The following is a 24,892-nucleotide window of genomic DNA, read 5'->3' as shown; positions in this document are numbered from 1 at the left end:
TGTCCTCGGTCGCCGGACGGGCTGAACATTCGGCTCCCGGCGCTTGAGGCGCGGGGCGGACGCCTAAGGTCGCCGTGTGTGGATACGTGACGCCCGTCCCGATGAAGCCGACGCCCTGACCGCTCTGGTCCTGCGCTCCAAAGCGCACTGGGGCTACGACGAGGCATTCCTGGCGGCGTGCCGCGACGAACTCGCCATCCAGGCGGGGGAGTTGGCGGCACGCTGCATCGTCGTCGCGGAGAACGACACCGCGGTGCTCGGCGTCGCGTCTCTGGAGGGCGAACCGCCCCACGGCGCCCTCGGTCTGCTCTTCGTCGAGCCCTCGGCGATCGGCCGCGGCATCGGCAGAACGCTGTACGCCCATGTCCTCGACACCGCCCGCGAGTTGGGCTTCAAGCAGCTGACCGTCGAATCCGATCCGCACGCCGAGCCCTTCTACCGGGCGATGGGCGCACGCCCCGTTCCGGAAGCCGGGCGGGAGTTGCCGCTCCTGGAGGTGACACTGACCCCGCGCGCCGCCTGGGCACAGGCCTGGACGGACGGGCGGCGGGCGGTGCATCTGGGCAATGTCGCAGAGTTCCAGGGCCAGTTCGGCGAGATGACGGATGAGGCCCGGCGGGCGGCCGACCACTACGCCTGCTTGGCCGCCTTCGCGAGCCCGCACCCGGCGGCGCTCGTTCTGCCCGGATCCGTACCCGGCGGGTGGATCGCCATGGTGGCGCGGCAGCTGTGCTGGAGCCAGGTAGAGGTGTACGACGACCTCACCGGCCCCGATGTACTGGCCCGCCCTGCCCTGCTCCGGAACCTGCGCGCACTCAAACTGCCCTTCGTGCCCTGGGGCCACACCGAGGCGTCCGGTGAGGTCTCCGGACGCCGACTCCGGCCGGACGCCCTGCGCTACGAGTCCAAACGGGCCTCCCACACCCTATTCCGGCAGCTCGCCCCCGAGCATCCCGCCATCGTGGTGCCCGAGCGGTGGACGCCCGCCACCCGCCGTGAGGCGGCCCGGCTGATCGCCGCACGGGCCCGCGCCGGTGCGGCCACCGTCGTCAAGACCGAGCACGGCGCCGGAGGTTCGGGTACCCGTGTGCTGACCGGCCCGGCCCGGGCACGCACGCTGCCGCGCGGCCCGCTGCTGCTCGAGGAATTCATCACGGGCGACTGGACGCCGAGCGATCCGACGTACGACGGTCTGGTGGACACGCGCGGCGAAGTGCACGATGTGGGCGTCGCTGCAATGGACGTCGAGGGCACTGTCTACCGCGGGGCGACCGTGGGCCCCGGAGCCGTACCGGACGACCTCGCCTCGCATGCCCTGCGGTTCGGGCATGCGGTCGGCCAGGAGCTCGCAGCGACCGGCTACCGGGGCTGGTTCGACGTCGACTTCGTGACCGGCCCCGACGGGCGGCTCGCCCCGACCGAGATCAATCTGCGCCTCACGGGTCCCTCGGCCGCGTTCATGGTGAAGCTGCGCCTCGATGAGCTCCACGGCGGCGACCATCTCGTACGGTCACTGGACCGCGTTCCGCTCGGTGCCCGGCTGCCCGAGCCTGAACTGATGCTGTTCCTGCGGGAGCTGACGGATCGCTGCGCGGGGATCGACGCACATCTCGTCCCGTCGATCCCCACGGCAGGCTATGAGCTCGATCCGTACGTGGGTGTGCTCATCGCGGCGCGTAGGGCAGAGCGGCTGGATGCGGCCGAGGCCCTGGTGCGCGCCGCGAGCCTCGACCTGGGCCGGATCTTCGGCTGATCACTTCTGGTCCTCCGGATCGGACTTCAGCGCTCCCCACACGGCCCAGGCGGCCACCACACCCGCCGCGATCATCAGCGGGACGTTGAAGGTGTAGACGAGCGCCGCCTGCCGTGGCCAGTCCTGCTTGGCTGCCAGCCGGTACAGATTGTCCTGCGGCCACCAGGAGGCGAGCAGATAGACGATGGCCAGATGGGCCGCGCTGGTCAGTCCCTTCGGCCTGCTCAGGCTCGACATCAGCCTCCGCCCGCCGATCAGGAACCACACCCCGGCGGCGAGGGCCAGGCTCTCGGCGACGTACAGCCCGCGGAAGAACCAGGCCCAGGGGTCGGGCACCAGGGAGAGATCGGTGGAGCCGGGCCAGATGACGTCGGTGAAGAGAAACGACATGATCGCGACCGGGAACGCCACGGCCAGTCCGGCGACCGCCCGGTCCTCGGCGTTGAACGCTCCGCCGCCGCCCTTGCTGCCGGCCGACCTGCTCGTGGCGGACCGGGCCGGCGGGCGCACCAGCGCCTTGCGGTCCACCTTCCCGGCGCTGTTGCGCGGCAGCGACGTGATCGGCACCACTGTGCGCGGGATGTCCGCCGCCGGTACGACGCCGGTGAGATGGCTCCGCAAGGTCTCCGCCCCCGGCGACGCACTTCTCGGGGCCGGCAGCACATAGGCGATCAGCCGCCCGCCGCCCTCCCCGACGACCGCCTCGTCGACCCGCGGATGCCCGGCGAGCGCCGTCTCCACCCGATAGGTGTCGACGGTACGGCCGTCGACCGTGACCCGGTGCGCCATGCGGCCCCGGAACTCCAGCGGCCCCGAGCCCTCCTGCCGCCCGAGATCCCCGGTGGGCACCGCGTCACCGCCGCCGGGCGGCGTGAGCCAGATCTGCCCCTTGCGGATCCGCGCCGCGCAGCCGGGGAACGGCTGCCCGAGGTAGGCGTGCCGCTCGGGGTCCTCGACCGGCCCCAGCAGCTGGCCGGTCTCGAACCAGGTCCCGCACCCGGCGACCTCGGTGGGCCCGTACACGCTGATCAGCCGCGCGCCCGGGGCGAGCCTGCTCCCCAGCCGCACCTGCTCGTCGAGCCGGAGCCGCTCTCCGCCGACCGCGACCAGCCACAGCCCCGGCAGCTCGGTGCCGTGATCCAGCAGCGAAGCCGCGGTGACCGGATCGGTGTCGGCCACGGTGAACGCCTCACTCCGCGTGAGGTTCAGCGTGGCGCCCGCGCCCAGGGTCCGTATCCAGCCGCTGTTGAACTCGGTGGTGTCCGGAGCGGCCGTCACCAGGACCTGGTCGTCGCCGGTGAGCCGGTAGACCTGCGCCCAGGCGTCGTATGCGGCTCTCAGTAACGCGTGCGAGACGGGCACGCCACGGCGCGCGCCCGTGGTCCCGGCGGTGAACAGCACCGCGGCCTGTGCGCCCGCGGCCGCCGTCTCGTCGAGCGGGTCGCCACAGTGGGCGTCGATGGCCGCGGCGTCCGTGTCCAGGCAGATGACGGGCCGCCCGCTGCCGTCGTCGACGCGGGCCAGATGGGCCTGGTGTGTGATGAGGGCCCGGGCATGGAGGCCGGGCGGCTCGGTGCTCTCGGGCCCGACGACGGCGTATGCCCCGCCCGCCTTGAGCACGCCCAGGACGGCGACCAGCACATCCGGGGTGCGTACGGTGCGTATGGCGACGAGGCCACCGGCAGGCAGTCGTACGGTCTCGGTCAGATGCCGGGCCAGCCGGTTGGCCCGCTCGTCCAGCCGGCGATAGCTCAGCCGGGCACGGTCGGTGATCACGGCGGTACGGTCCGGCTCGGCCCGCACCCTGTCCTCGAACAGCTGATGAAGCGCTCCCCCTGGCATGGACCGATCTTTCCAGAAGGCATGGGACATGACGAGGGCCCGGATGCGGATCGCACCCGGGCCCTCGTCATGCTCACAGGCTGCCCTAGGGGAGTTGAGCAGCCCTTGCCTCGCGGTTCCCGCGCCGGTTGTCACGGAACGTGTTCACACGTCGCGCCGTCGCGAAAAGCGGAATCGTCGCAGCCATCACGATCTGCAGCGCGCAGCCGGTCTGGAGCAGCACCTGACCGCCCGGGGCGTCGAACGCCCAGGCCGCCAGCATCCCCATCGCGGCAACGATCCAGCCGAGCATCGCCACCGCGAGGACACCCCGCGGCTTGGGGTACTCGACCCGGCTCACCATCAGCCAGGCCGTGCCGATGATCGCCAGCAGCGTCGGGATGAACGGCAGCTCCAGCAGCACGATCGAGACGACCGTGAGCGCTCCGAAGGGGCTCGGCATGCCCTGGAACATGCCGTCCTTCATGGTCACGCACGAGAATCTGGCAAGCCTCAGCACCACCGCCAGCAGCACCACGATCGCGGCCACCGCCGAGACCTTCTGCTGGGCGTCGACCGTGACCATCCCGTACACGAGCACGAAGTAGGCCGGCGCGAGACCGAAGCTGATCAGGTCGGAGAGGTTGTCCAGCTCCGCGCCCATCGGCGAGCTGCGCAGCTTGCGCGCCACGAGCCCGTCGCAGAGGTCGAAGATCGCGGCCAGCAGCATGAGGATCACGGCGGTCGCCGCGCTGTTGCGCGCCATGCCGCTCTCGTTGCTGCCGGTGAGGTGCGGGATCAGGATCCCGGTGGTGGTGAAGTACACCGCCATGAAGCCGCACGTGGCGTTACCGAGCGTGAGGGTGTCGGCTATCGACAGCCGCAGAGAGAGCGGCATCTCCTCCGCGTCGTCCTCGGCCTCTGCCTCGGCGACCCAGCCCGCCTGTGTGTCGGGATCAATCACGGTCAATTCGAGTCACCCCCGCGGTCGTGGTCTGACCGACCTCGACGGCGACGTCGACACCTTCCGGCAGGTAGATGTCAACGCGCGATCCGAAGCGGATCAGACCAATGCGCTCGCCCTGCTCGACCTTCGTCCCCTGGGGGATGTACGGCACGATGCGCCGGGCGACAGCCCCCGCGATCTGCACCATCTCGATGTCGCCGAGCTCGGTGTCGAAGTGCCAGACAACGCGCTCGTTGTTCTCGCTCTCCTTGTTGAACGCCGGCACAAAGCCGCCGGGTACGTGCTCGACGGACGTCACGGTGCCCGCGAGGGGGGCGCGGTTGACGTGGACGTTCAGCGGGCTCATGAAGATCGCGACGCGGGTGCGTCCGTCCTTCCACGGCATGATGCTCTGCACCACACCGTCGGCGGGGGAGATGACGCGTCCCTTGGCGATCTCGCGCTCGGGGTCGCGGAAGAACCACAGCATGCCCGCCGCGAGCGCGGTGGTGGGCACGGCGATGGCCGCCGCACGCCGGGAGCGGCGCGAGCGGGCCAGGCTGAGGGCAGCGGTGGCGACGGTCGGCAGAAGCCACGGCGATGCTCCGCGCGCAAGGCGGACGCGGCCGCGTGGTGCAGAGGTTTGGCTGTGGGGCATGGATGACCTTCGTAGCGGATGAGGCCGCGCTGGCAACGGGGGGACGGCGGCTTTCGGGCGATGCTATCGGTTGCGGGCCGCAACTGGGAAAGCCAGAGCCCGAGTCGGCGGCCGGAAGACGATGACAGCGTGTGATCGCCTTCGCGGCCGTACCGACTCAAACGCGACAATCAACCCTGGAATCGGTACTCCTCGAGCAGCCGACGACCGATGATCATTTTCTGGATCTCGGCGGTACCTTCGCCGATCAGCAGCATCGGAGCCTCTCGGTAGAGGCGCTCGATCTCGTACTCCTTGGAGAAGCCGTAACCGCCGTGGATACGGAAGGCGTCCTCGACGACTTCCTTGCAGTACTCGGAGGCGAGGTACTTCGCCATCCCTGCCTCCAGGTCGTTTCGTTCCCCGGAGTCCTTTTTGCGTGCCGCGTTCACCATCATCGCATGCGCGGCCTCGACCTTGGTAGCCATCTCGGCCAGCTTGAACTGAATCGCCTGGTGCTGAGCGATCGGCTTGCCGAAAGTGTGACGTTGCTGGGCGTAGGAGACGCCCAGTTCAAAGGCACGCTGTGCGACACCGCAGCCACGTGCCGCGACATTCACGCGGCCGACTTCGACCCCGTCCATCATTTGGTAAAACCCTCGGCCGGTGGTGCCGCCGAGTACCCGATTGGCCGGAATGCGCAGTCCGTCCATGATGAGTTCGGTCGTGTCGACGCCCTTGTAACCCATCTTGTCGATCTTCCCGGGGATGGTGAGACCGGGGCGGACCTCTCCGAAGCCGGGCTCCTTCTCGACAAGGAAGGTCGTCATCGACTTGTGGGGGGCGGTGCCCTCCGGGTGTCCTTCGTCACTCCGGCACAGGACGGCGACCAAAGTGGACGTTCCGCCGTTCGTCAGCCACATCTTCTGGCCGTTGAGGACATACTCGTCGCCGTCCTTGACACCCTTGGAGGTGATGGCCGACACATCCGAGCCAAGACCCGGCTCCGACATCGAGAACGCGCCGCGCACCTCGCCGAGCGCCATCCGCGGCAGGAAGGTGTCCTTCTGCTCCTGGGTGCCGTGCTGCTTGAGCATGTACGCCACGATGAAGTGCGTGTTGATGATGCCCGAGACGGACATCCAGCCACGCGCGATCTCCTCGACGCACAGCGCGTAGGTGAGCAGAGACTCGCCCAGGCCGCCGTACTCCTCCGGGATCATCAGCCCGAACAGGCCGAGTTCCTTGAGGCCTTCGACGATCTGCGTCGGGTACTCGTCGCGGTGCTCCAGCTCGGTCGCGACCGGGAGGATCTCCTTGTCGACGAAGTCCCGGACGGTGGCCAGGATTTCCTGCTGGATGTCGGTCAGACCTGCGGTCTGGGCGAGACGCGCCATGGCTACTTCTCCTGTGCCTTCAGCTCCGGGCGGCCGGGCTGCTCGCCGCCGCGCTCCTTGATGTACGTCTCGGTCGGGACCATCACCTTGCGCCGGAACACGCAGACGAGGGTGCCGTCCTGCTTGTAACCCTTCGTCTCGACATAGACGATTCCGCGGTCGCTCTTGGAGCGGGACGGCGTCTTGTCCAGGACGGTGGTCTCGCCGTAGATCGTGTCGCCGTGGAAGGTCGGCGCGACGTGCTTCAGCGACTCGATCTCCAGGTTGGCGATGGCCTTGCCGGAGACGTCCGGGACCGACATGCCGAGGAGCAGCGAGTAGATGTAGTTGCCGACGACGACGTTCTTGCCGAAGTCCGTCGTCTTCTCCGCATAGTTGGTGTCCATGTGGAGGGGGTGGTGGTTCATGGTGAGCAGACAGAAGAGGTGGTCGTCGTACTCGGTGACCGTTTTTCCGGGCCAGTGCTTGTAGACCGCGCCGACCTCGAACTCCTCGTAGGTGCGTCCGAACTGCATGATCAGGCCTCCGGGGCTTCGAACTTCGAGGTGCGCTGCATCCCGGCGGCGCGGCCCTTGCCGGAGATGACCAGCGCCATCTTGCGGCTCGCCTCGTCGATCATCTCGTCGCCGAGCATCGCCGAGCCCTTCTTGCCGCCCGCCTCGGAGGTGTAGTACTCGTACGCGTCCAGGATCAGCTCGGCGTGGTCGAAGTCCTCCTGCGAGGGCGAGAAGATCTCGTTCGCGGCGGCGACCTGGTCCGGGTGCAGCACCCACTTGCCGTCGAAACCGAGGGCGGCGGCGCGCTGGGCGACCGCGCGGTAGCCCTCCTGGTTGCGGATCTGCAGGTACGGGCCGTCGATCGCCTGGAGGTTGTGCGTCCGGGCGGCCATCAGGATGCGCATCAGGATGTAGTGGTACGCGTCCGCCGGGTAGCCGGGCGGCTGCTCGCCCACGACCAGCGACTTCATGTTGATCGATGCCATGAAGTCGGCCGGGCCGAAGATGATGGTCTCGACGCGGGGCGAGGCGGCCGCGATGTCGTCGACGTTCACCAGGCCCTTCGCGTTCTCGATCTGCGCCTCGATGCCGATCTTGCCGACCTCGAAGCCCATGGTCTTCTCGATCTGCGTCAGCAGGAGGTCGAGGGCGACGACCTGCTGGGCGTCCTGGACCTTCGGCAGCATGATGCAGTCGAGGTTCTGCCCGGCGCCCTCCACGACCGTGACGACATCGCGGTAGGTCCACTCGGTGGTCCAGTCGTTGACCCGTACGACCCTGGTCTTGCCCGTCCAGTCGCCCTCGTTGAGGAACTTGACGATGGTGTGCCGGGCCTCGGGCTTGGCCAGCGGGGCGCAGGCGTCCTCCAGGTCCAGGAAGACCTGGTCGGCCGGCAGGCCCTGGGCCTTCTCCAGGAAGCGCGGGTTCGAGCCCGGAACCGCCAGGCACGAGCGACGCGGGCGGAGACGGTTGACGGTCATGCGGGGACCTCCAGAGGGTCGAGCTTGTTCGCTTTCCGGATCTCGTCGACGATACGGCCGATGATCTCGGTGATGCCGAAGTCCTTCGGGGTGAACACGGCGGCCACACCCGCCGCCTTCAGATCGGCGGCGTCGGCGTTCGGGATGATCCCGCCGACGATCACCGGGATATCAGCCGCGCCGGCCTCGCGCAGCCGCTCCAGTACATCCGGTACCAGCTCGGCGTGCGAGCCGGACAGGATCGACAGGCCTACGCAGTGGACGTCCTCGGCGAGGGCCGCGTTGACGATCTGCTCGGGTGTGAGCCGGATGCCCTGGTAGACCACCTCGAAGCCCGCGTCGCGGGCCCGTACGGCGATCTGCTCGGCGCCGTTGGAGTGCCCGTCCAGGCCGGGCTTGCCGACGAGGAGCCGCAGCCGTCCCGCGCCGATCTCGTCGGCGGTGCGCGACACCTTCTCGCGTACGACAGCGAGCGGCGTGCCCGCCTCGGCGGTCACGGCGACCGGTGCGCTGGAGACGCCCGTCGGCGCGCGGAACTCGCCGAAGACATCGCGCAGCGCCCAGGACCACTCGCCGGTCGTGACACCCGCGCGGGCACACTCGACGGTGGCGGCCATCAGGTTCGTGGACCCCGCGGCTGCCTTCTTCAGCGCGGCCAGCGCCTCGGTCGCCCGGGCCTCGTCGCGGTTGTCGCGCCACTCGTGGAGCTTGTTGACCACCCGCGCCTCGTTGGCCGGGTCGACCGTCATGATCGCCTCGTCCAGGTCCGCGGTGAGCGGATTGGTCTCGGTGGTCTCGAAAATGTTGACGCCGACGATCTTCTCGTCGCCCGATTCGATCCGGGCGCGCCGCTCGGCGTGCGAGGAGACCAGCTGCGACTTGAGATAGCCGGACTCGACGGCCGCCATCGCGCCGCCCATCTCCTGGATCCGGGCGATCTCGGCGAGGCACTCGTGGACCAGGGCGTCCACCTTGGCCTCGATGACGTGCGAGCCCTCGAAGATGTCCTCGTACTCCAGCAGGTCGCTCTCGTGTGCCAGCACCTGCTGGATACGCAGTGACCACTGCTGGTCCCAGGGGCGGGGCAGGCCCAAGGCCTCGTTCCAGGCGGGCAGCTGGACGGCACGCGCGCGTGCGTCCTTCGAGAGCGTCACGGCCAGCATTTCGAGGACGATGCGCTGGACGTTGTTCTCCGGCTGGGCTTCGGTCAAGCCGAGGGAGTTGACCTGGACGCCGTAGCGGAAGCGCCGCTGCTTCTCGTTCTCGATGCCGTACCGCTCGCGGGTGACCTTGTCCCAGATGCGGCCGAAGGCTCGCATCTTGCACATTTCCTCGATGAAGCGGACGCCCGCGTTCACGAAGAAGGAGATACGCGCGACCACATCGCCGAACTTCTCGGCGGGCACCTGACCGGAGTCGCGGACGGCGTCCAGCACGGCGATCGCCGTGGACATCGCGTACGAGATCTCCTGGATCGGTGTGGCGCCGGCCTCCTGCAGGTGGTAGCTGCAGATATTGATCGGGTTCCACTTGGGGATGTTGGCCACCGTGTACGTGATCATGTCGGTGGTCAGCCGGAGCGAGGGGCCGGGCGGGAAGACATGCGTCCCGCGCGACAGGTACTCCTTGACGATGTCGTTCTGCGTCGTCCCCTGGAGCTTGGTGGCGTCGGCGCCCTGCTCCTCGGCGACCACCTGGTAGAGCGCCAGCAGCCACATCGCGGTGGCATTGATCGTCATCGAGGTGTTCATCTGTTCCAGGGGGATGTCCTGGAACAGCCGCCGCATGTCACCGAGATGCGAGACGGGGACCCCGACCCGGCCCACCTCGCCGCGGGCGAGGATGTGGTCCGGGTCGTAGCCCGTCTGCGTCGGCAGGTCGAACGCGACCGACAGGCCGGTCTGGCCCTTGGCGAGGTTGCGCCGGTACAGCTCGTTGGACGCCTCGGCGGTCGAGTGACCGGCGTACGTCCGCATGAGCCACGGCCGGTCCTTCTGACGCTCTGTCATGTGTGCGTCTCTCAGACGTTACGGAAGCGGTTGATGGCGTCGATGTGCTTGGCGCGCAGCTCCTCGTCGCGGACGCCCAGACCCTCGCGCGGGGCGAGGGCGAGCACGCCGACCTTGCCCTGGTGGAGGTTGCGGTGCACGTCGTACGCGGCCTGGCCGGTGTCGTCGAGCGAGTAGACCTTCGACAGCGTCGGGTGGATCTTGCCCTTGGCGACCAGGCGGTTGGCTTCCCATGCCTCGCGGTAGTTGGCGAAGTGCGAGCCCACGATCTTCTTCAGCGACATCCACAGGTAGCGGTTGTCGTACTCGTGGTTGTAGCCCGAGGTGGAAGCGCACGTCACGATGGTGCCGCCCTTGCGGGTGACGTACACGCTCGCGCCGAAGGTCTCGCGTCCCGGGTGCTCGAAGACGATGTCGACGTCCTCGCCGCCGGTGAGCTCACGGATGCGCTTGCCGAAGCGCTTCCACTCGCGCGGGTCCTGGTTGTGCTCGTCCTTCCAGAACTTGTAGCCCTCGGCGTTGCGGTCGATGATCGCCTCGGCGCCCATCGCGCGGCAGATGTCCGCCTTCTGCGGGCTGGAGACGACACAGATCGGGTTGGCGCCGCCGGCCAGCGCGAACTGGGTGGCGTACGAACCGAGTCCGCCGCTCGCGCCCCAGATCAGCACGTTGTCGCCCTGCTTCATGCCCGCACCGTTGCGCGAGACGAGCTGGCGGTACGCGGTGGAGTTCACCAGGCCCGGAGCCGCGGCCTCCTCCCAGCTCAGGTGGTCGGGCTTGGGCATCAGCTGGTTGGACTTCACCAGCGCGATCTCGGCCAGACCGCCGAAGTTGGTCTCGAAGCCCCAGATACGCTGCTCGGGGTCGAGCATCGTGTCGTTGTGGCCGTCGGAGGACTCCAGCTCGACGGACAGGCAGTGCGCGACGACCTCGTCGCCGGGCCGCCAGGCGTTGACGCCGGGACCGGTGCGCAGCACGACGCCCGCGAGGTCGGAGCCGATGATGTGGTACGGCAGATCGTGCCGCTTGGTGAGCTCGGAGAGCTTTCCGTACCGCTCCAGGAAGCCGAAGGTGGCCATCGGCTCGAAGATGGAGGTCCAGACGGAGTTGTAGTTCACCGAGCTGGCCATCACCGCCACCAGGGCCTCGCCCGGGCCGAGTTCGGGCACGGGCACGTCCTCGACATGGAGGGACTTGCGGGGGTCCTTCTCGCGGGTCTCGAGACCCGCGAACATCTCGACCTCGTCCTTGTGCACGGTGACCGCGCGGTAGGAGTCGGGGAGGGGCAGTGCGGCGAAGTCGGCGGACGTGCTGTCCGTCGACTGGATCGCGTCCAGGATTTCCTTCACGGGGTGCCTCCGGCGAAGCGCGTTTCGGGGAACGCTGAGGGGAACGTCGGGATGCTGCTGTGGAGGTGTGCCGTCGGTTCGGCGGGGTGGTGCTGTTGGCAGCGCTGGTGGGCGCGGGAGGTTGCCTGTGACGCAGGCGTCCGGGCGCACAAACCGATGGTTTGCGGGGACAGCCGGCGTACGAGTGGTCTCTGCACGCCGGCCGCCCGGACTCTCTCAACGTATGGCACGCCGTGCCAGCTCGCAAGACACTGCGTGCCAAGACTTTGAAACAAAGGTGTCTCGCGGATGTCACCTGGGCGCCGCACACGCGAAACGGCCCCGCTATGTGCGGGGCCGTCGCGTTCTGTGTTCGCTTGCGTGCGGGTGGTATGCGCGGAGCGTTCTTTTCCCCACCCCGCCCCTTCCCGAACCGGGGCAAGCCCCGAACCCCCGCGCCCGCTTCGCGGCGCGAACTTGGGGCTTCGCCCCCGGGCCCCGTATGCGACCTTCGGCCGCATGTCCTCAATCGCCGGACGGGCTGAAATGTGCGGCCGAGCCGCACTTCCAGCCCCGCCGGCGATTGAGGCGCGGTCCCGGACGCGAAACTCAGCCCCGCCGGCGTTTGAGGCGTGGGGGTCCGGGGGCGGAGCCCCCGCACGGGGTTCGGGGCGGAGCCCCGGTGGGGTCTGGGGGCTTGCCCCCAGTTCGGGAAGGGGTGGGGTGGGGGCTAGGCCATGTTTTAGAACTCCCGCCTGGCCCGCGACGCCTGGCACGCACACTCGCTGCGTTGTCGGAGTCATCCAAGTACGTCCAGTACGAGGATGATCCTCCGCCTTGCGATTGCACGCACCAGACGCCGCGAGCCCCGCCCTACGGGCGGACGGCGCTAGTTCTAAAACACGGCCTAGCCGCGCAGCGCGCGTTCGATCGTGCGCATGACCTCGTCCAGCGGCGCATCCGTCCGCGCCACCGTCACCAGCACGTCGTCGCTCGTCCGTGTCGCGACCGCCGCAGGGCCCGTCCGTTCGCCCTGCGGCGCGCGGCCCGCGCCGATACCCGAGCCGAACGTGTCGCGGACGATCGCGAAGGCGTGGTCCAGCTGGGACTCGACGTCCCCCTGGCCACCCGCCCGCAGCCAGCGGCGCAGTACGTGGTTGTGCGCGGTGACGACCGCGGACGCGGCCACCTCGGCCAGCAGCGGGTCGTCGTTGCCGTCATGGTGGTCGCGCTCGTCGAAGTGGCCCAGCAGATAGCGGGTGAACAGCCGCTCGTAGCGGGCCACCGAGGCGATCTCCCGCTCCCGCAGCGTGGGCACCTCGCGGGTCAGGCGGTACCGCTCGACCGAGACCGCGGGAGAGGCCGCGTACATCCGCATGACCTCCTTGATGCCCCGGCACACCGTGTCCAGCGGATGCTCGTGCGCCGGAGCCGCGTTCAGCACCGCCTCGGCGCGTACGAGCGTGTCGTCGTGGTCCGGGAAGATCGCCTCTTCCTTGGAGCGGAAGTGGCGGAAGAAGGTCCGCCGCGCGACCCCGGCCGCCGCGGCGATCTCGTCGACGGTCGTCGCCTCGTAGCCCTTGGTCGCGAACAGCTCCATGGCCGCGGCCGCCAGCTCCCGCCGCATCTTGAGGCGTTGGGCGGCGGCGCGGGAGCCCGCAGCACTTTCCGGAGCGTCGGGAGTGGCTTTGGTACGGGTGGGCTTGGCGGGCTGGGGCATGAGCTGAACGTACTGCATTCGTGCAGCCGAGCGCGCCTGCGGGTGCGCTGCCCCGGAGGCGTCGGGCGGGCCGCCCGAGGGATCGAGCAGCCCGCCCCAGCCCGCTTCGCGATCAGCGCCGGGCATATTCGCGGAAACCACGACCCGTCTTGCGGCCGAGGCAGCCCGCGGCCACCAGGTGCTCCAGCAGCGGCGCCGGGGCCAGGCCCGGGTCGCGGAACTCGCGGTGCAGCACCTTCTCGATGGCGAGCGAGACATCGAGCCCGACCACGTCGAGCAGCTCGAAGGGACCCATCGGATAGCCGCCGCCCAGCCTCATCGCGGTGTCGATGTCGTCCAGCGTGGCGTAGTGCTCCTGGACCATCTTGATCGCGTTGTTGAGGTACGGGAAGAGCAGGGCGTTCACGATGAAACCGGCCCGGTCGCCGCAGTCCACCGGGTGCTTCCTGATCTTCGTGGTGACCTCGCGGACCGTGGCGTGGACGTCGTCGGAGGTGAGGACCGTACGGACCACCTCGACCAGCTTCATCGCCGGGGCCGGGTTGAAGAAGTGCATTCCGATGACGTCCTGCGGGCGCGAGGTGGCGCGGGCGCAGGCGACGACGGGCAGCGAGGAGGTGGTGGTGGCGAGCACCGCGCCCGCCTTGCAGATCTTGTCCAGGGTGGCGAAGAGCTGCTGCTTGATCTCCAGGTCCTCGGCGACCGCCTCGACCGCGAGGTCGACCTCGGCGAAGGCGTCGAGCGAACCGGCCGGGGTGATCCTCGCGAGCGTCTCCTCGCGCGCCTCGGCTGTCATCCGGCCTTTGTCGACGGAGCGCGAAAGCGACTTGGCGATACGGAACTTGGCGGTCTCGGCCTTCTCCAGACCGCGGGCGGCGAGCACCACGTCGTATCCGGCCTTGGCGAAGACCTCGGCGATGCCGCTCGCCATCGTGCCGGAACCGGCGACGCCGACGGAGCGGACCTCGCGGCCGCCCGACGCCTCGGCCGACGGCTGTGGGGTGAGCGCGTCCTGCACCACGTCCCCGGTGCCCGGGGCCGCATAGGTGTAGAAGCCGCGGCCCGACTTGCGGCCGGTCAGGCCCGCCTCGCTGAGCTGCTTGAGGATGGGTGCGGGCGCGTGCAGCCGGTCGCGGGACTCGGCGTACATCGCGTCCAGGACGGTACGGGCCGTGTCGATGCCGATCAGGTCGAGCAGCGCGAGCGGGCCCATCGGCAGTCCGCAGCCGAGCTTCATCGCGGCGTCGATGTCCTCGCGGGAGGCGTACTTGGCCTCGTACATCGCGGCGGCCTGGTTGAGATAGCCGAACAGCAGCCCGTCCGCGACAAAACCGGGCCGGTCGCCGACCGCGACGGGCTCCTTGCCGAGCTCACGGGCGAGCACGGTGACCGCCTCGACGGCGGCCGGAGCGGTCAGCACCGAAGAGACGACCTCGACCAGCTTCATCGCCGGGGCCGGGTTGAAGAAGTGCAGGCCGAGCACGCGCTCGGGGTGCTCGGAGTCGGCGGCGAGCCTGGTCACCGACAGCGCGTTGGTGCCGGTCGCGAGGATGGCGCCGGGGCGGACGACTGCGTCCAGGGCGCGGAAGAGCTGCTGCTTGGCCTCGTACGACTCGGACACGACCTCGATCACGAGGTCCGCATCCGCGGCGGCCTGCAGATCGGAGAAGGTGCGGAAACGGGCGAGGGTGTTCCGGCGCTCTTCCTCGGTCATCCGCTCGCGCTCGACGGCGCGGGCGGTGGAGGCCTCCAGGGCGGTGACGGCCCGGCGGGCGGCGGCGTCGCTGATGTCGATGCCGATGACCTCGCGTCCGGCGCGGGCAAGGACCTCGGCGATGCCGGTGCCCATGGTGCCGAGGCCGACGACGGCAATGGTGTGGAGAGGGGTGTCCATCGGGGGACTCCAGGGATGAGTGACGACTGATGAGGGAGCCGCGCGGGCGGAGCGCGGGCGAGAACGCCAAGGGGCGCGGGGCGCACGGAGAAATCGCCGCACCGGATGACACACATGTCGTGGTGCGGGCCGACGGACTCTGTCCCGGAGTCGCGTCGAACGTCGTGCAGGAACTGCCGAACCGACAAACACTCGCGGCGGCTGCGTCACCAGGCCACCGTGAGCTGTGCGGGGGTTACCCGCTCACTTGAGATTAACTCGCGAGTAACGAGCGCGCCAGGGGTGAGGCGATGTGATCTGGATCGCCGACGCCGCGCCGCTACCCTGGCCGCCATGGATGAGGAGTTACGGGTACTGGCGCAGCGGCTTCGGGGCGAGTCGGGCGGCTCGGTGGCCTACGAAAGACTGCTGACCACCGAGGACCGGGAGGAGCTCGCGGGCGTCCTGACGGAACAGGAACGGCCCCTGTGGGCGCGCGAGATGGTCGCCTTCCGGCTCGGCTGCGCGGGGGACCGGCGGGCCTTCGAGGCCCTGGTCCTGCTCCTCAACCACCGCGACCCCGAACGCTGCGTCTCGGCCGCGCACGCCCTGTCCCGGCTGGCCGACCCCCGCACACCGCGGGCCGCGGCCGCCCTCGCCACGAACGAGCTGCGGGTCGCCTATGCGCTGGTCCCCGTACGCCTGCTCACGCGCTTGAGGGCACCCGAGTCCGTACCGGCCCTGATAACCGTCCTGCGGCGCAGGCTGGCCCCGGGCGACGCGCACTGGAGGCTGGCCCTCGCGTGCGTCGAGGGCCTGGGCGCGCTGGGCGACAAGCGGGCGGGGGAGATCCTCAGGTCGGCGCGGGCGCATCCCCGCCTGGCGGCGGCGGCGGAGGCGGCGCTGGCGCGGCTGGGGTGAGGGGTGCGCCTGCGGCGGGCTTGTTCCCCTACCCGCCCCTTCCCGAACCGGGGGCTCTGCCCCCGGACCCCCGCGCCTCAAACTCCCCCAGACTTCGTCCGGGGGGACCCCCACGAGGCTGAAATCTTCCGCCGGTCGGCCTGAATCTTCAGGCCGACCGGCGGAAATTCAGCCCGTCCGGCGATTGAGGACATGCGGCCGAAGGTCGCATACGGGGTCTGGGGCTTGCCCCCAGTTCAGGGAAGGGGCGGGGTGGGGGACAGCAACCGCCTAGCCATTGAGCCGCCGCGCGTACCGGACTTCCGGGACCTCGACGCCCTCCACCTCGAACGGCTCCTCCGCGCCGTCCGGGGCGAAGCCCGCCTTGCCGTAGAAGCGGCGGGCGCGGTCGTTCTCCTTCAGGACCCACAGCAGCATCCGCTCAAAACCGGCCGCCTCGGCCCGCTCCGTCAGCTCGTCCATCAACGCCCGCCCCACCCCCGTGGAGACCCGGTCCGGCAGTACGTAGATCGCGTAGAGCTCACACACCCCGGCCGGCTGGCCCTCGTCCCTGCTCGGTCCGAAGCAGCCCCAGCCGACCACCGTGCCGTCCTGCTCGGCGACCACGTTGGTCATCACGGCGCCGCCCTTGGTGAGGAATTCGCGGCGCCGAGTCGCGTCCTCCTCCACACTCATCGCGTCGAGATACGACGCCGGCATCAGCCCGTCGTAGGCGAACTGCCAGCCGCGCACCCGGATCGTCGCGACGGCCTCGATGTCCTCCAGCGTCATGTCCCGCACCCGGACGTCCATCACTCGCCCTCCCCGACGAGCGCGAACGCCTCGATCTCCACGAGCAGTTCGGGCCGGAAGAGCGCGGCCACCTGGACCGCCGAGCTGGCCGGGAGCCGCCCCGCGTCGATCACCGCGTCGCGCGCCGCCCGCACCGCCGGCAGATGTGCCACGTCCGTGACGAAGTAGGTCAGCTTGACCACGTCGTCGAACGACGCGCCCGCCGCGGCCAGACAACGGCGGAGGTTCTCGAAGACCTGTGTGGCCTGCGCCGCCGGGTCCCCCTCTCCCACGACCTTGCCGTCCTCGTCGAGGGCGCACTGCCCGGATATGGCCACGAACCGGCCGGTGCCCCAGACGACATGGCTGTATCCGGCGCCGGGGGCGACGCCTTCGGGGGCCTGTACACGGGTGAGTCGCGAAGTCATGCGTCCATCCTCGCGTACGCCACTGACAACCCGGCCCGAATTTCCCCGGGCTGCCCCCGGTCCGCCCCGCGCTGCCGCCCGGCTCAGAGCAGCGTCAGCTGCGTCGGCTCCGGAAGAATCGACGGACCCGGCTCCTGCGGCACCGGAATGCGCCGGGGCATGCCCCGGTCCGCCGGCCCTATCCCGAACTCCGTGGCCAGCTCATGGACATGGCGCGTGATCCGGCGCTGGTACCACTTCGGTGCGTACGCCCCCTCCGCGTACAGCCGCTCGTAGCGCTGCACCAGATGCGGATGGTGCTGCGCCACCCAGGCCATGAACCACTCGCGTGCGCCGGGCCGCAGATGGAGCACCAGCGGGGTCACCGATGTCGCCCCCGACGCGGCGATCGCCCGGACCGTGGCGCGCAATTGGTCAGGGTGGTCGCCCAGGAACGGGATGACCGGCGCCATCAGCACCCCGCAGCCGATGCCGTTGTCGGTGAGCGTGCGCACCACGTCGAGGCGGCGCTCGGGCGAGGGCGTGCCGGGCTCGACCGTGCGCCACAGTTCGCGGTCGGTGAAGCCGACGGAGACGGAGATGCCCACCTCGGTCACCTCGGCCGCCTGCCGCAGCAGCTCCAGATCGCGCAGGATCAGCGTGCCCTTGGTGAGGATCGAAAAGGGATTGGCGTGGTCACGCAGGGCGGCGATGATGCCGGGCATCAGCCGGTAGCGGCCCTCTGCCCGCTGGTAGCAGTCGACGTTCGTCCCCATCGCGACATGCGCGCCCTGCCACTGCCGGGACGCGAGCTGCCGGCGCAGCAGCTCCGGCGCGTTGATCTTCACGACGATCTGGGAGTCGAAGTCGAGCCCGGTGTCGAGGTCCAGATAGCTGTGGGTCTTGCGGGCGAAGCAGTAGACGCACGCGTGCGTGCAGCCCCGATACGGATTGACGGTCCACTCGAAGGGCATGCGCGAGGCGCCCGGCACCCGGTTCAGGATCGACCGGGCGCGGATCTCATGAAAGGTGATGCCGCGGAATTCGGGTGTGTCGAAGGTTCGGGTGGTCACCGCCGACGTCGCGAAGAGCGCGGTGTCCCCGGCCGCCCGGGGGTTCTCGACCAGATTGTCCCAGCGCATGGACGCCTCCTCGGTAGCACTGACCACAGAATAGAACACTTGTTCCCTTGATCACCGCAACCCTGTTCCCCGAACCGGACCCGGACCGGACCCGAGGTGGCCCCGAGGCGGACCCGAGGCGGACCCGAGGCGGACCCGAGGCGGACCCGAGGCGGATTTGGGCGGCCGCATCCGAGGTGATTGGCTAGCAGCCACCCCCGAAGAACGACGTGCTGGAGGAAACAGGAATGGCGCAGGTCGAGGCCACCACGGAACGGATCATCTCGGCGGACGCGGAGAAGGTGTTCGACGCGCTGGCCGACTACGAGAACACCCGCGCGAAGCTCCTGCCCGAGCACTTCAGTGAGTACGAGGTCCGCGAGGGTGGCGACGGCGAGGGCACCGTCGTCCACTGGAAGCTCCAGGCGACCAGCAAGCGCATCCGTGACTGCCTCCTCGAAGTGACCGAGCCGACCGACGGCCGGCTGGTCGAGAAGGACCGCAACTCCTCGATGGTCACCACCTGGACGGTCACCCCTGCGGGCGAGGGCCGGTCCAAGGTCGTCGTCGGCAGTGTCTGGAACGGCGCGGGCGGCATCGGCGGATTCTTCGAAAGGACCTTCGCCCCCAAGGGACTTGGGCGCATTTACGACGCGGTGCTCGCCAAGCTGGCCGCCGAGGTCGAGAAGTAGCCGGGAAGAACCGAGAAGAGTCGAGAAGCAGCCGAGAAGGAATCGACTCCAACTCTCACCGTTTCGAGTGGTTTTCCCCGCGGCTCCGTGATGCGCCCGCGCGCCACGGGTCGCGGGAAAGCCCCTGATGAGCGCCCGACGCGCGCCCCGCCAGGGCGAGTTGGGCCGCACGACGCGCCCCCGTTCTCAATAACGTCCCGCTTGCTCCCCGTTGGCGTGTAATGCGAAGAATTACGCCGCGCAGTCGCGACGAGGGGAGCAGTGACGTGGGCGGGATCACTCTGGTGAAGGACGAATGGGCCGCTCCGGCCGCCGCCGCGCCGCCACCACCCGGACCTGCCGAGAGCACCGCTCTCAGCCCCCGCCGCGTACGCCTCGTCGTCACCGGCCTCATGCTCGCGCTGCTCCTCGCCGCGCTGGAGCAGATGATCGTCGCCACCGCACTGCCGAAGATCGTCGGCGAGCTCCAGGGCCTGGAACGGATGCCGTGGGCGATCACCGCCTATCTCCTCACCGCCACCATCGGCCTGCCTCTCTACGGCAAGCTAGGCGACCTCTTCGGCCGCAAAGGCGTCTTCCAGTTCGCGATCGTCGTCTTCGTCATCGGCTCCGCACTGGCCGGCCGGTCGCGCAGCATGGACCAGCTCATCGCCTTCCGCGCCATCCAGGGCACCGGCGCCGGCGGCCTCATGATCGGCGTGCAGGCGATCATCGCGGACATCCTCCCGGCCAGAGCGCGCGGCCGCTTCATGGGACTCATCGGCGCCGCCTACGGACTCGCATCCGTCGCGGGACCCCTGCTCGGCGGCTACTTCACCGACCATGTCTCCTGGCGCTGGTGCTTCTACTTCAACGTGCCCCTCGGCCTGGTCACCCTGCTCGTGATCACCGTGGTGCTCAAGCTCCCGAAGCCCGCGGCCCGAGGCAGGCTCGACTTCCTCGGCGCCCTCTTCCTCGCCGCAGCCTCCACCTTCCTTGTTCTGCTGACCAGTTGGGGCGGCACCCAGTACGCCTGGGGCTCGCGCGTCATCCTGGGACTGGCGGCCGGGGCGGCGGGATGCACCCTGCTCTTCATCGTCGTTGAGAACTACGCCCCCGAACCGATCATCCCGCTGCGGCTGTTCCGCGACTCGGTCTTCACGGTCACCAGCCTCGTCGGCGCGGTCGTCGGCGTCGCACTCTTCGGCGTGGCCAGCTATCTGCCGACCTTCCTCCAGATGGTCGACGGCGTCAGCGCCACCGAGTCCGGGCTGCTCATGCTGCCCATGATGGGCGGCATCGTCGTCGCCTCGATCGTGTCGGGCCGGCTCATCACCCGTACCGGCCGCTACAAGATCTATCCGGTTCTCGGCTGCGCGGTCTCGGTCGTCGGGATGTGGCTGCTGTCCCGCCTGGACAGGGACACCCCGCGGCTGGACCACAGCATCGGGCAGGCCGTGCTCGGTGTGGGCATCGGACTGGTGATGCCGGTACTGATCCTGGCCGTACAGAACTCCGTACCGCCCGCCGACCTCGGCACCGCCACCAGCGCCAACAACTACTTCCGGCAGATCGGCGGCAGCGTCGGCGCCGCCGTCTTCGGCACCCTCTTCGCCGACCGCCTCACCCGCGCCCTCGCCGACCGCCTCCCGGCCGGCGCCGACCTGCCGGACCCGCAGTCCATCACTCCGCAGCTCGTCCAGGCCCTGCCGCCCGCCCTGCGCGACGGCTACGTCCAGGCCTACGCAGACGCGATGCCGCGGATCTTCCTCCTACTGGTGCCGGTGCTCGCGCTCGGCCTGTTCATCGCCTTCTTTCTCAAGGAGAAACCGCTGGTGTCCCACATCGCCTCCGCCGAAACCGCGTCCGTGCCCAAGGCCCGCAGCGCGCCCGCGTACACCTCCGGCGTGCCGGTCTGCGGAACCGTCCAGCACCACGACGGCAGCGGCGTCCCGCGCGCCGCCCTGACCCTGATCGACGTGTACGGGAGCCAGATCGGGCGCGGTGCGAGCGGCGAGGACGGGCGGTACGCGCTGAGCGTGCCGGGCTCCGGCTCGTACGTCATGATCGCGGCGGCCGGCGGGCATCAGCCGCAGGCGGTCACTGTCACCGTCGGCGACCGGCCCGTTGAGCTCGATGTGGTCCTCGGCGGTGCCGGACGCCTCGCCGGGACCGTCGTCACCGCGGACGGCTCGCCCGTGCGGGACGCGGCCGTCACGCTCACCGACGTACGCGGCGATGTCGTCGCCTCGACCCGCAGCGGCCGCGAAGGCGGCTATCAGTTCACGGAGTTGGTGGCGGGGGAGTACACCCTCGCGGCGAGCGCCCCCGCCTTCCGTCCCGCCGCGCTCCCCGTGAGCGTGCAGGCGTCCCGCGAGACGAGGCAGGACGTCGAGCTGGCGGGGGGTGCCGTGCTCAAGGGCACGGTACGGGCCGGTGGCGGGCGGCCGGTCGAGGATGCCCGGGTCACTCTCCTCGACGTGGCGGGCAATGTGGTGGACACGCTCACCACGGGCCCCGACGGCACCTTCCGGTTCGTCGACCTGTCCTCGGGCGAGTACACGGTCATCGCCGCAGGATACCCGCCGGTCGCCACAGTCCTGCAGGTCGCGGGCGGGGGGCGCACCGAGCGCGATCTCCAGCTGGGACACGAGGACTGATCCGGCGTCAGTCGCGAGCGGGCGCACAACCTTTTGCGCCGTTGCCCGGCGCAGGGCGTGCGCGGAGCCGTACCGTGGGGTAAGGCCGCAGGAACTGCGGCGGGGAAGGAGCCTCCCACCCATGGACAGTGGTGTTCCGCCGACACCGCCGCAGCAGTACGCCGTGGCCGGCCGGATTCCGCTTGCCGTGGTCGTCGTGGACGGCGACGGCCTGGTCTCGCACTGGTCGACCGGTGCGCGGCGGCTTTTGGGTCCCACCAGGGAGGAGGCGGTGGGCAGGCCCGCCGTCGATCTGCTCCCGGTCACCGGAGCGCTGGCCGCCGAGGCCGAGTACGACTCGTACGACGGCTATGGCGGCCTCGGCCCCGGACTCGACGCTTCCCTGAACGGCCTCACCTCCTATCCGGCGGCGGGCAGGGCCCGGCTCGCCGAGCCAGGACGCGAGCGGGTCGATGTGCTGTGGTGGGCGTACCCCATGGTCGGCCCCGGCGAGGAGCGGCTGCTCGTACTGGCCGCGGACGCCTCGCAGTTCGTGGGCGAGGACCAGAGCGTCGAGCGGATAGCTCCGGCCTTCGCCCTGCACACCGAGTTCCCCGGCTCCGACGAACTGGCGCGCAGGCTCCCGGAGATCCTGCCGAGCATGAGCGTCCACGAGTCGACCCGGATCGTCTCCCAGGTCCTCGATCTGGGCTATCCGGTGCTCGAGTTCAGCCATCACGACCGGGTGCCGGTCACGCCCGACTGGGGAGTGCCCCGCCGCGCGGAGCGCAGGGCACGGCAGGAGGCCGCCGAAGCGGCGGCCGCCGCGGGCCGGGCGGTGGACACGGCCGATCTCGAGCAGGACCTCGAATACGCCGCGGTGCGCGAACGGCTGGAATTCCTCAACGAGGTGAGCGGCCGCATCGGCTCGTCCCTCGACCTCGCCCGTACGATCCAGGAAGTCAGCGCCGCCGTCGTGCCGCGCTTCACCGATGTCGCGGGCACCTATCTGCGCGAACAGGTCATCGCCGGTGAGGGCTTCCCGGACGGACCGCCCGACGCGACGACGATGTGGCACCGCGTCGCGGTCGAGCATGTGGACGAGCCGGGCCGCTGGGACGATGTGGTGCCGGTCGGCGAATCCATGCCGTTTCCCGAACACACCCCGTTCTTCCAGTGCATGACCACCGGCGACCCGGTCCTGGTGCCGCGTATCAGCGAGCAGATGGGCACGGCCATCGCTTCGCAGTTCGAGAAGCGTGACATACGGCCCCTCATCAGCGGACGTTCCATGCTGGTCGTTCCCCTGAAGGCGCGCAATGTGGTGCTCGGCTTCATGATTCTGCTGCGCCACCCCGAGCGTGCCCTGTTCAACGACATGGACCGCGTCACGGGGGCGGAACTGGCCGCGCGCGCCGGGCTCGTCCTCGACAACGCCCGGATGTACACGTACCAGGAGAACGTCGCCGAGACCCTCCAGGACTCGATGCTGCCGCAGGTCACCCCGCGGATGGCCGGATGTGACACGGCCACCCGCTATCTGCCGGGCACCCTGCTCGGCCGGGTCGGCGGCGACTGGTTCGACTCCATCAAGCTGCCCGGCTCGCGTACGGCGCTGGTGGTCGGCGATGTGATGGGGCACGGCCTCAACTCGGCCGCGATGATGGGCCAGTTGCGTACGGCAGTGCAGACCATGGCCGCGCTGGATCTGCCGCCCGAGCAGCTGCTGCGCAATCTCGACGATCTGGCCCAGCGCCTGGGCGAGCACTATCTCGCGACGTGTCTGTACGCGGTGTACGACCCGATCGGCAATGAGCTGCAGATGGCGAACGCGGGCCACATACCGCCCGTGATCGTCCGCGCGGCCGACGGGCGCAGCGAACTCCTCGACCTGCCGACCGGAGCGCCGATCGGTGTCGGCGGAGTGCCCTTCCGATGCGTGCGTGTGCCGGTGGCGCCCGGCGACCGCCTGGTGATGTGCACGGACGGCCTGGTGGAGGTGCGGGGCGAGGACATCGGCGTCGGGCTCGCGACGCTCTGCGAGTCCGCCGCACACCCCGCGGCCTCCATGGACGACGCCTGCGACACGATCATCCGCGCGCTCAACACCCGCGGCGGACGCAAGGACGACGTTGCCCTGCTGATGGCCCGGCTGAACGGCATCGATCCCGAGGACGTGGCCGTCTGGGAGCTGTCCCGTGAGCCGCGCGAGGCGGCCAGGGCACGGCGTCTGGTTCGCGGTCAGCTGCGCTCCTGGGGGCTCGCCGGGCTGACCGAGACCGTGGAACTGCTGGTCAGCGAAGTCGTCACCAATGCGATACGGCACGCGAGCGGCCGGAGCGCGGAGCTTCGCCTCGTACGGGCGGGATCCCTGCTGTGCGAGGTGGCCGACGAGGCTCACCACCTTCCGGCCATGCTGGACGCGCGCCCCGCGGACGAGCTCGGGCGCGGACTGCAGGTGGTGAGCAGTCTGGCGCGGGAGTGGGGCACGAGCCGCACGACCGACGGCAAGACGGTCTGGTTCGAGCTGGCGCTGCCGTAAGCACATTGCGAAGGGTCTCGGCCCGCGCTCGAACGCCGCGTGAAGGAATGCGCAGGGCGCTTGTCGCCGCAACCCGGTAGCGGTAGACCGATCATGACGCTGTGTCATACCCCTGGGGAGCTGGTCATGAGCGTGACGAATCGGTACAAGAACGCCTGGGAAGGCTTCTGGAGCGAGGCCTCCGGGGAGCCCGGATCGGTCTTCTGGGACGCGGAGCCGGCGCTGACCGCGGGACTGCATCTCGCGCTCTACGAACCGCATGTGGACCATCCCGGGCTGACGCTCCTCGACCTGGGCTGCGGCAACGGCACCCAGACGCTCTTCCTGGCCGACCGCTTCCCGAAGGTGCTCGGCGTCGACCTGTCGTCCGCCGCGATCGAACTCGCCAGGAGGCAGGACAAACAGGGGGATGCGCTGTTCCGGGTGATCGACGCCGTGGACGGGGACCAGGTGGCGCGGCTGCACGCTGAACTGGGCGACGCCAATGTCTATATGCGCGGCGTTCTGCACCAGTGCGACCCCGAGGACCGTCAGCCGCTGGTCGACACGATCGCCACACTCGTGGGCGAGCGCGGACGCGCCTTCGTGGTGGAGCTCGCCGAGGCCGCAGGCCAGAAGCTGATGGGCCTCGCGAAGTTGCCCTCGGGCCCCCCGCCGAAGCTTCAGCCGGTCTTCAAGCACGGCATCGTGCCCGGAGCGGTGGCCGACGCGGAAGTGGCCGAGTTGTTCCGTACCGCCGGTCTCGAGGTGCTCGCGAGCGGTGATCTGCCGCTGACGACAACGGAGTACGCGGCGGACGGCTCCCGGATCGAACTCCCTTCGAAATGGCTGATCGTCGGCCGGAACGGATAGCGCGGGC

General features: G+C 69.7%; 19 protein-coding genes. 6 read left to right on the top strand and 13 right to left on the bottom strand.

Features of this window, described 5'->3' with window-relative positions:
- Positions 1–76: 76 nt before the first annotated feature.
- Positions 77–1,753: a GNAT family N-acetyltransferase gene (locus OHA61_RS06545; RefSeq protein WP_406302185.1), complete on the top strand. Its 1,677-nt coding sequence runs from the start codon at positions 77–79 to the stop codon at positions 1,751–1,753.
- Here the strand turns inward: OHA61_RS06545 and OHA61_RS06540 are convergent, their stop codons facing one another.
- The 10 genes from OHA61_RS06540 to OHA61_RS06495 all read right to left on the bottom strand — a co-directional run bounded on the left by OHA61_RS06540 (position 1,754) and on the right by OHA61_RS06495 (position 14,982).
- Complete coding sequence (locus OHA61_RS06540) at positions 1,754–3,595, bottom strand: AMP-binding protein (protein WP_406302183.1); 1,842 nt, start codon at positions 3,593–3,595, stop codon at positions 1,754–1,756. It abuts the gene before it with no gap.
- A gap of 85 nt (positions 3,596–3,680) precedes the next feature.
- The gene (gene pssA / locus OHA61_RS06535) at positions 3,681–4,538 is read right to left on the bottom strand and encodes a CDP-diacylglycerol--serine O-phosphatidyltransferase (RefSeq protein ID WP_324974585.1); all 858 of its coding nucleotides are present in this window, start codon (positions 4,536–4,538) and stop codon (positions 3,681–3,683) included.
- Positions 4,531–5,178, bottom strand: coding sequence for a phosphatidylserine decarboxylase (locus tag OHA61_RS06530; protein ID WP_142212906.1), 648 nt, complete (start codon positions 5,176–5,178; stop codon positions 4,531–4,533). The genes pssA and OHA61_RS06530 overlap by 8 nt, the downstream gene beginning before the upstream one ends.
- A 170-nt stretch (positions 5,179–5,348) precedes the next feature.
- A complete protein-coding gene (locus tag OHA61_RS06525; protein WP_266482984.1) occupies positions 5,349–6,554 on the bottom strand; it encodes an acyl-CoA dehydrogenase family protein in 1,206 nt (401 codons plus the stop codon).
- Between the two features lie 2 nt (positions 6,555–6,556).
- Positions 6,557–7,069: a MaoC family dehydratase gene (locus tag OHA61_RS06520; protein ID WP_324974567.1), complete on the bottom strand. Its 513-nt coding sequence runs from the start codon at positions 7,067–7,069 to the stop codon at positions 6,557–6,559.
- A 2-nt stretch (positions 7,070–7,071) separates the two neighbouring features.
- Entirely contained in the window at positions 7,072–8,031 is a 960-nt protein-coding gene (locus OHA61_RS06515; protein ID WP_266482990.1) for a CoA ester lyase, read from the bottom strand.
- Positions 8,028–10,040, bottom strand: a complete 2,013-nt coding sequence (locus OHA61_RS06510) for a protein meaA (protein ID WP_406302181.1) — start codon at positions 10,038–10,040, stop codon at positions 8,028–8,030. Before OHA61_RS06510 ends, OHA61_RS06515 begins: the two co-directional genes overlap by 4 nt.
- A gap of 11 nt (positions 10,041–10,051) precedes the next feature.
- The gene (gene ccrA / locus OHA61_RS06505) at positions 10,052–11,389 is read right to left on the bottom strand and encodes a crotonyl-CoA carboxylase/reductase (protein ID WP_406302180.1); all 1,338 of its coding nucleotides are present in this window, start codon (positions 11,387–11,389) and stop codon (positions 10,052–10,054) included.
- A gap of 886 nt (positions 11,390–12,275) precedes the next feature.
- Positions 12,276–13,106, bottom strand: coding sequence for a TetR family transcriptional regulator (locus OHA61_RS06500; RefSeq protein ID WP_361918785.1), 831 nt, complete (start codon positions 13,104–13,106; stop codon positions 12,276–12,278).
- A 94-nt stretch (positions 13,107–13,200) separates the two neighbouring features.
- The gene (locus OHA61_RS06495) at positions 13,201–14,982 is read right to left on the bottom strand and encodes a 3-hydroxyacyl-CoA dehydrogenase family protein (RefSeq protein WP_406302179.1); all 1,782 of its coding nucleotides are present in this window, start codon (positions 14,980–14,982) and stop codon (positions 13,201–13,203) included.
- Positions 14,983–15,087: 105 nt separating this feature from the next.
- On the opposite strand from OHA61_RS06495, the gene OHA61_RS06490 reads away from it, so the two are divergent.
- The gene (locus OHA61_RS06490; protein ID WP_406302178.1) at positions 15,088–15,882 is read left to right on the top strand and encodes an adenylosuccinate lyase; all 795 of its coding nucleotides are present in this window, start codon (positions 15,088–15,090) and stop codon (positions 15,880–15,882) included.
- Positions 15,883–16,152: 270 nt separating this feature from the next.
- Here OHA61_RS06490 and OHA61_RS06485 read toward each other — a convergent pair whose 3' ends face one another.
- The 3 genes from OHA61_RS06485 to OHA61_RS06475 form a co-directional block, all read right to left on the bottom strand.
- Positions 16,153–16,674 (bottom strand): GNAT family N-acetyltransferase, encoded by a 522-nt coding sequence (locus OHA61_RS06485; RefSeq protein WP_406302177.1) that lies wholly within the window; start codon positions 16,672–16,674, stop codon positions 16,153–16,155.
- Positions 16,674–17,081 (bottom strand): RidA family protein, encoded by a 408-nt coding sequence (locus OHA61_RS06480; protein ID WP_406302176.1) that lies wholly within the window; start codon positions 17,079–17,081, stop codon positions 16,674–16,676. The genes OHA61_RS06485 and OHA61_RS06480 overlap by 1 nt, the downstream gene beginning before the upstream one ends.
- Before the next feature lie 83 nt (positions 17,082–17,164).
- Positions 17,165–18,202, bottom strand: a complete 1,038-nt coding sequence (locus OHA61_RS06475) for an Rv2578c family radical SAM protein (RefSeq protein ID WP_406302174.1) — start codon at positions 18,200–18,202, stop codon at positions 17,165–17,167.
- A gap of 227 nt (positions 18,203–18,429) precedes the next feature.
- Here OHA61_RS06475 and OHA61_RS06470 point away from each other — a divergent pair, with 227 nt between their 5' ends.
- The 4 genes from OHA61_RS06470 to OHA61_RS06455 all read left to right on the top strand — a co-directional run bounded on the left by OHA61_RS06470 (position 18,430) and on the right by OHA61_RS06455 (position 24,885).
- Positions 18,430–18,873 carry an SRPBCC family protein gene (locus OHA61_RS06470; protein ID WP_406302172.1) on the top strand — a complete coding sequence of 148 codons (444 nt, stop codon included), beginning with the start codon at positions 18,430–18,432 and terminating at the stop codon, positions 18,871–18,873.
- Positions 18,874–19,139: 266 nt separating this feature from the next.
- Entirely contained in the window at positions 19,140–21,512 is a 2,373-nt protein-coding gene (locus OHA61_RS06465) for an MFS transporter (protein ID WP_406302171.1), read from the top strand.
- 121 nt (positions 21,513–21,633) lie between these two features.
- Positions 21,634–24,033 (top strand): SpoIIE family protein phosphatase, encoded by a 2,400-nt coding sequence (locus OHA61_RS06460; RefSeq protein ID WP_406302170.1) that lies wholly within the window; start codon positions 21,634–21,636, stop codon positions 24,031–24,033.
- A gap of 126 nt (positions 24,034–24,159) precedes the next feature.
- Positions 24,160–24,885: a class I SAM-dependent methyltransferase gene (locus OHA61_RS06455; RefSeq protein WP_406302169.1), complete on the top strand. Its 726-nt coding sequence runs from the start codon at positions 24,160–24,162 to the stop codon at positions 24,883–24,885.
- The last annotated feature ends 7 nt before the right edge of the window (positions 24,886–24,892 follow it).

It is taken from the genome of Streptomyces sp. NBC_00885 (genome assembly GCF_045207475.1).
GTDB lineage: Bacteria > Actinomycetota > Actinomycetes > Streptomycetales > Streptomycetaceae > Streptomyces.
Note: the sequence above shows the minus strand (reverse complement) of the source record. Positions and strands in the feature narration are given on the sequence as shown.

What these genes read in the sequence shown, in the direction of transcription:
- OHA61_RS06485 (WP_406302177.1), bottom strand. Translation starts at nt 16,674, where the DNA reads ATGGACGTCCGGGTGCGGGACATGACGCTGGAGGACATCGAGGCCGTC.
- OHA61_RS06540 (WP_406302183.1), bottom strand. Translation starts at nt 3,595, where the DNA reads ATGCCAGGGGGAGCGCTTCATCAGCTGTTCGAGGACAGGGTGCGGGCC.
- OHA61_RS06480 (WP_406302176.1), bottom strand. Translation starts at nt 17,081, where the DNA reads ATGACTTCGCGACTCACCCGTGTACAGGCCCCCGAAGGCGTCGCCCCC.
- OHA61_RS06530 (WP_142212906.1), bottom strand. Translation starts at nt 5,178, where the DNA reads ATGCCCCACAGCCAAACCTCTGCACCACGCGGCCGCGTCCGCCTTGCG.
- OHA61_RS06490 (WP_406302178.1), top strand. Translation starts at nt 15,088, where the DNA reads ATGACACACATGTCGTGGTGCGGGCCGACGGACTCTGTCCCGGAGTCG.
- OHA61_RS06510 (WP_406302181.1), bottom strand. Translation starts at nt 10,040, where the DNA reads ATGACAGAGCGTCAGAAGGACCGGCCGTGGCTCATGCGGACGTACGCC.
- OHA61_RS06460 (WP_406302170.1), top strand. Translation starts at nt 21,634, where the DNA reads ATGGACAGTGGTGTTCCGCCGACACCGCCGCAGCAGTACGCCGTGGCC.
- OHA61_RS06500 (WP_361918785.1), bottom strand. Translation starts at nt 13,106, where the DNA reads ATGCAGTACGTTCAGCTCATGCCCCAGCCCGCCAAGCCCACCCGTACC.
- OHA61_RS06455 (WP_406302169.1), top strand. Translation starts at nt 24,160, where the DNA reads ATGAGCGTGACGAATCGGTACAAGAACGCCTGGGAAGGCTTCTGGAGC.
- OHA61_RS06475 (WP_406302174.1), bottom strand. Translation starts at nt 18,202, where the DNA reads ATGCGCTGGGACAATCTGGTCGAGAACCCCCGGGCGGCCGGGGACACC.
- OHA61_RS06525 (WP_266482984.1), bottom strand. Translation starts at nt 6,554, where the DNA reads ATGGCGCGTCTCGCCCAGACCGCAGGTCTGACCGACATCCAGCAGGAA.
- OHA61_RS06495 (WP_406302179.1), bottom strand. Translation starts at nt 14,982, where the DNA reads ATGGACACCCCTCTCCACACCATTGCCGTCGTCGGCCTCGGCACCATG.
- OHA61_RS06520 (WP_324974567.1), bottom strand. Translation starts at nt 7,069, where the DNA reads ATGCAGTTCGGACGCACCTACGAGGAGTTCGAGGTCGGCGCGGTCTAC.
- OHA61_RS06515 (WP_266482990.1), bottom strand. Translation starts at nt 8,031, where the DNA reads ATGACCGTCAACCGTCTCCGCCCGCGTCGCTCGTGCCTGGCGGTTCCG.
- OHA61_RS06470 (WP_406302172.1), top strand. Translation starts at nt 18,430, where the DNA reads ATGGCGCAGGTCGAGGCCACCACGGAACGGATCATCTCGGCGGACGCG.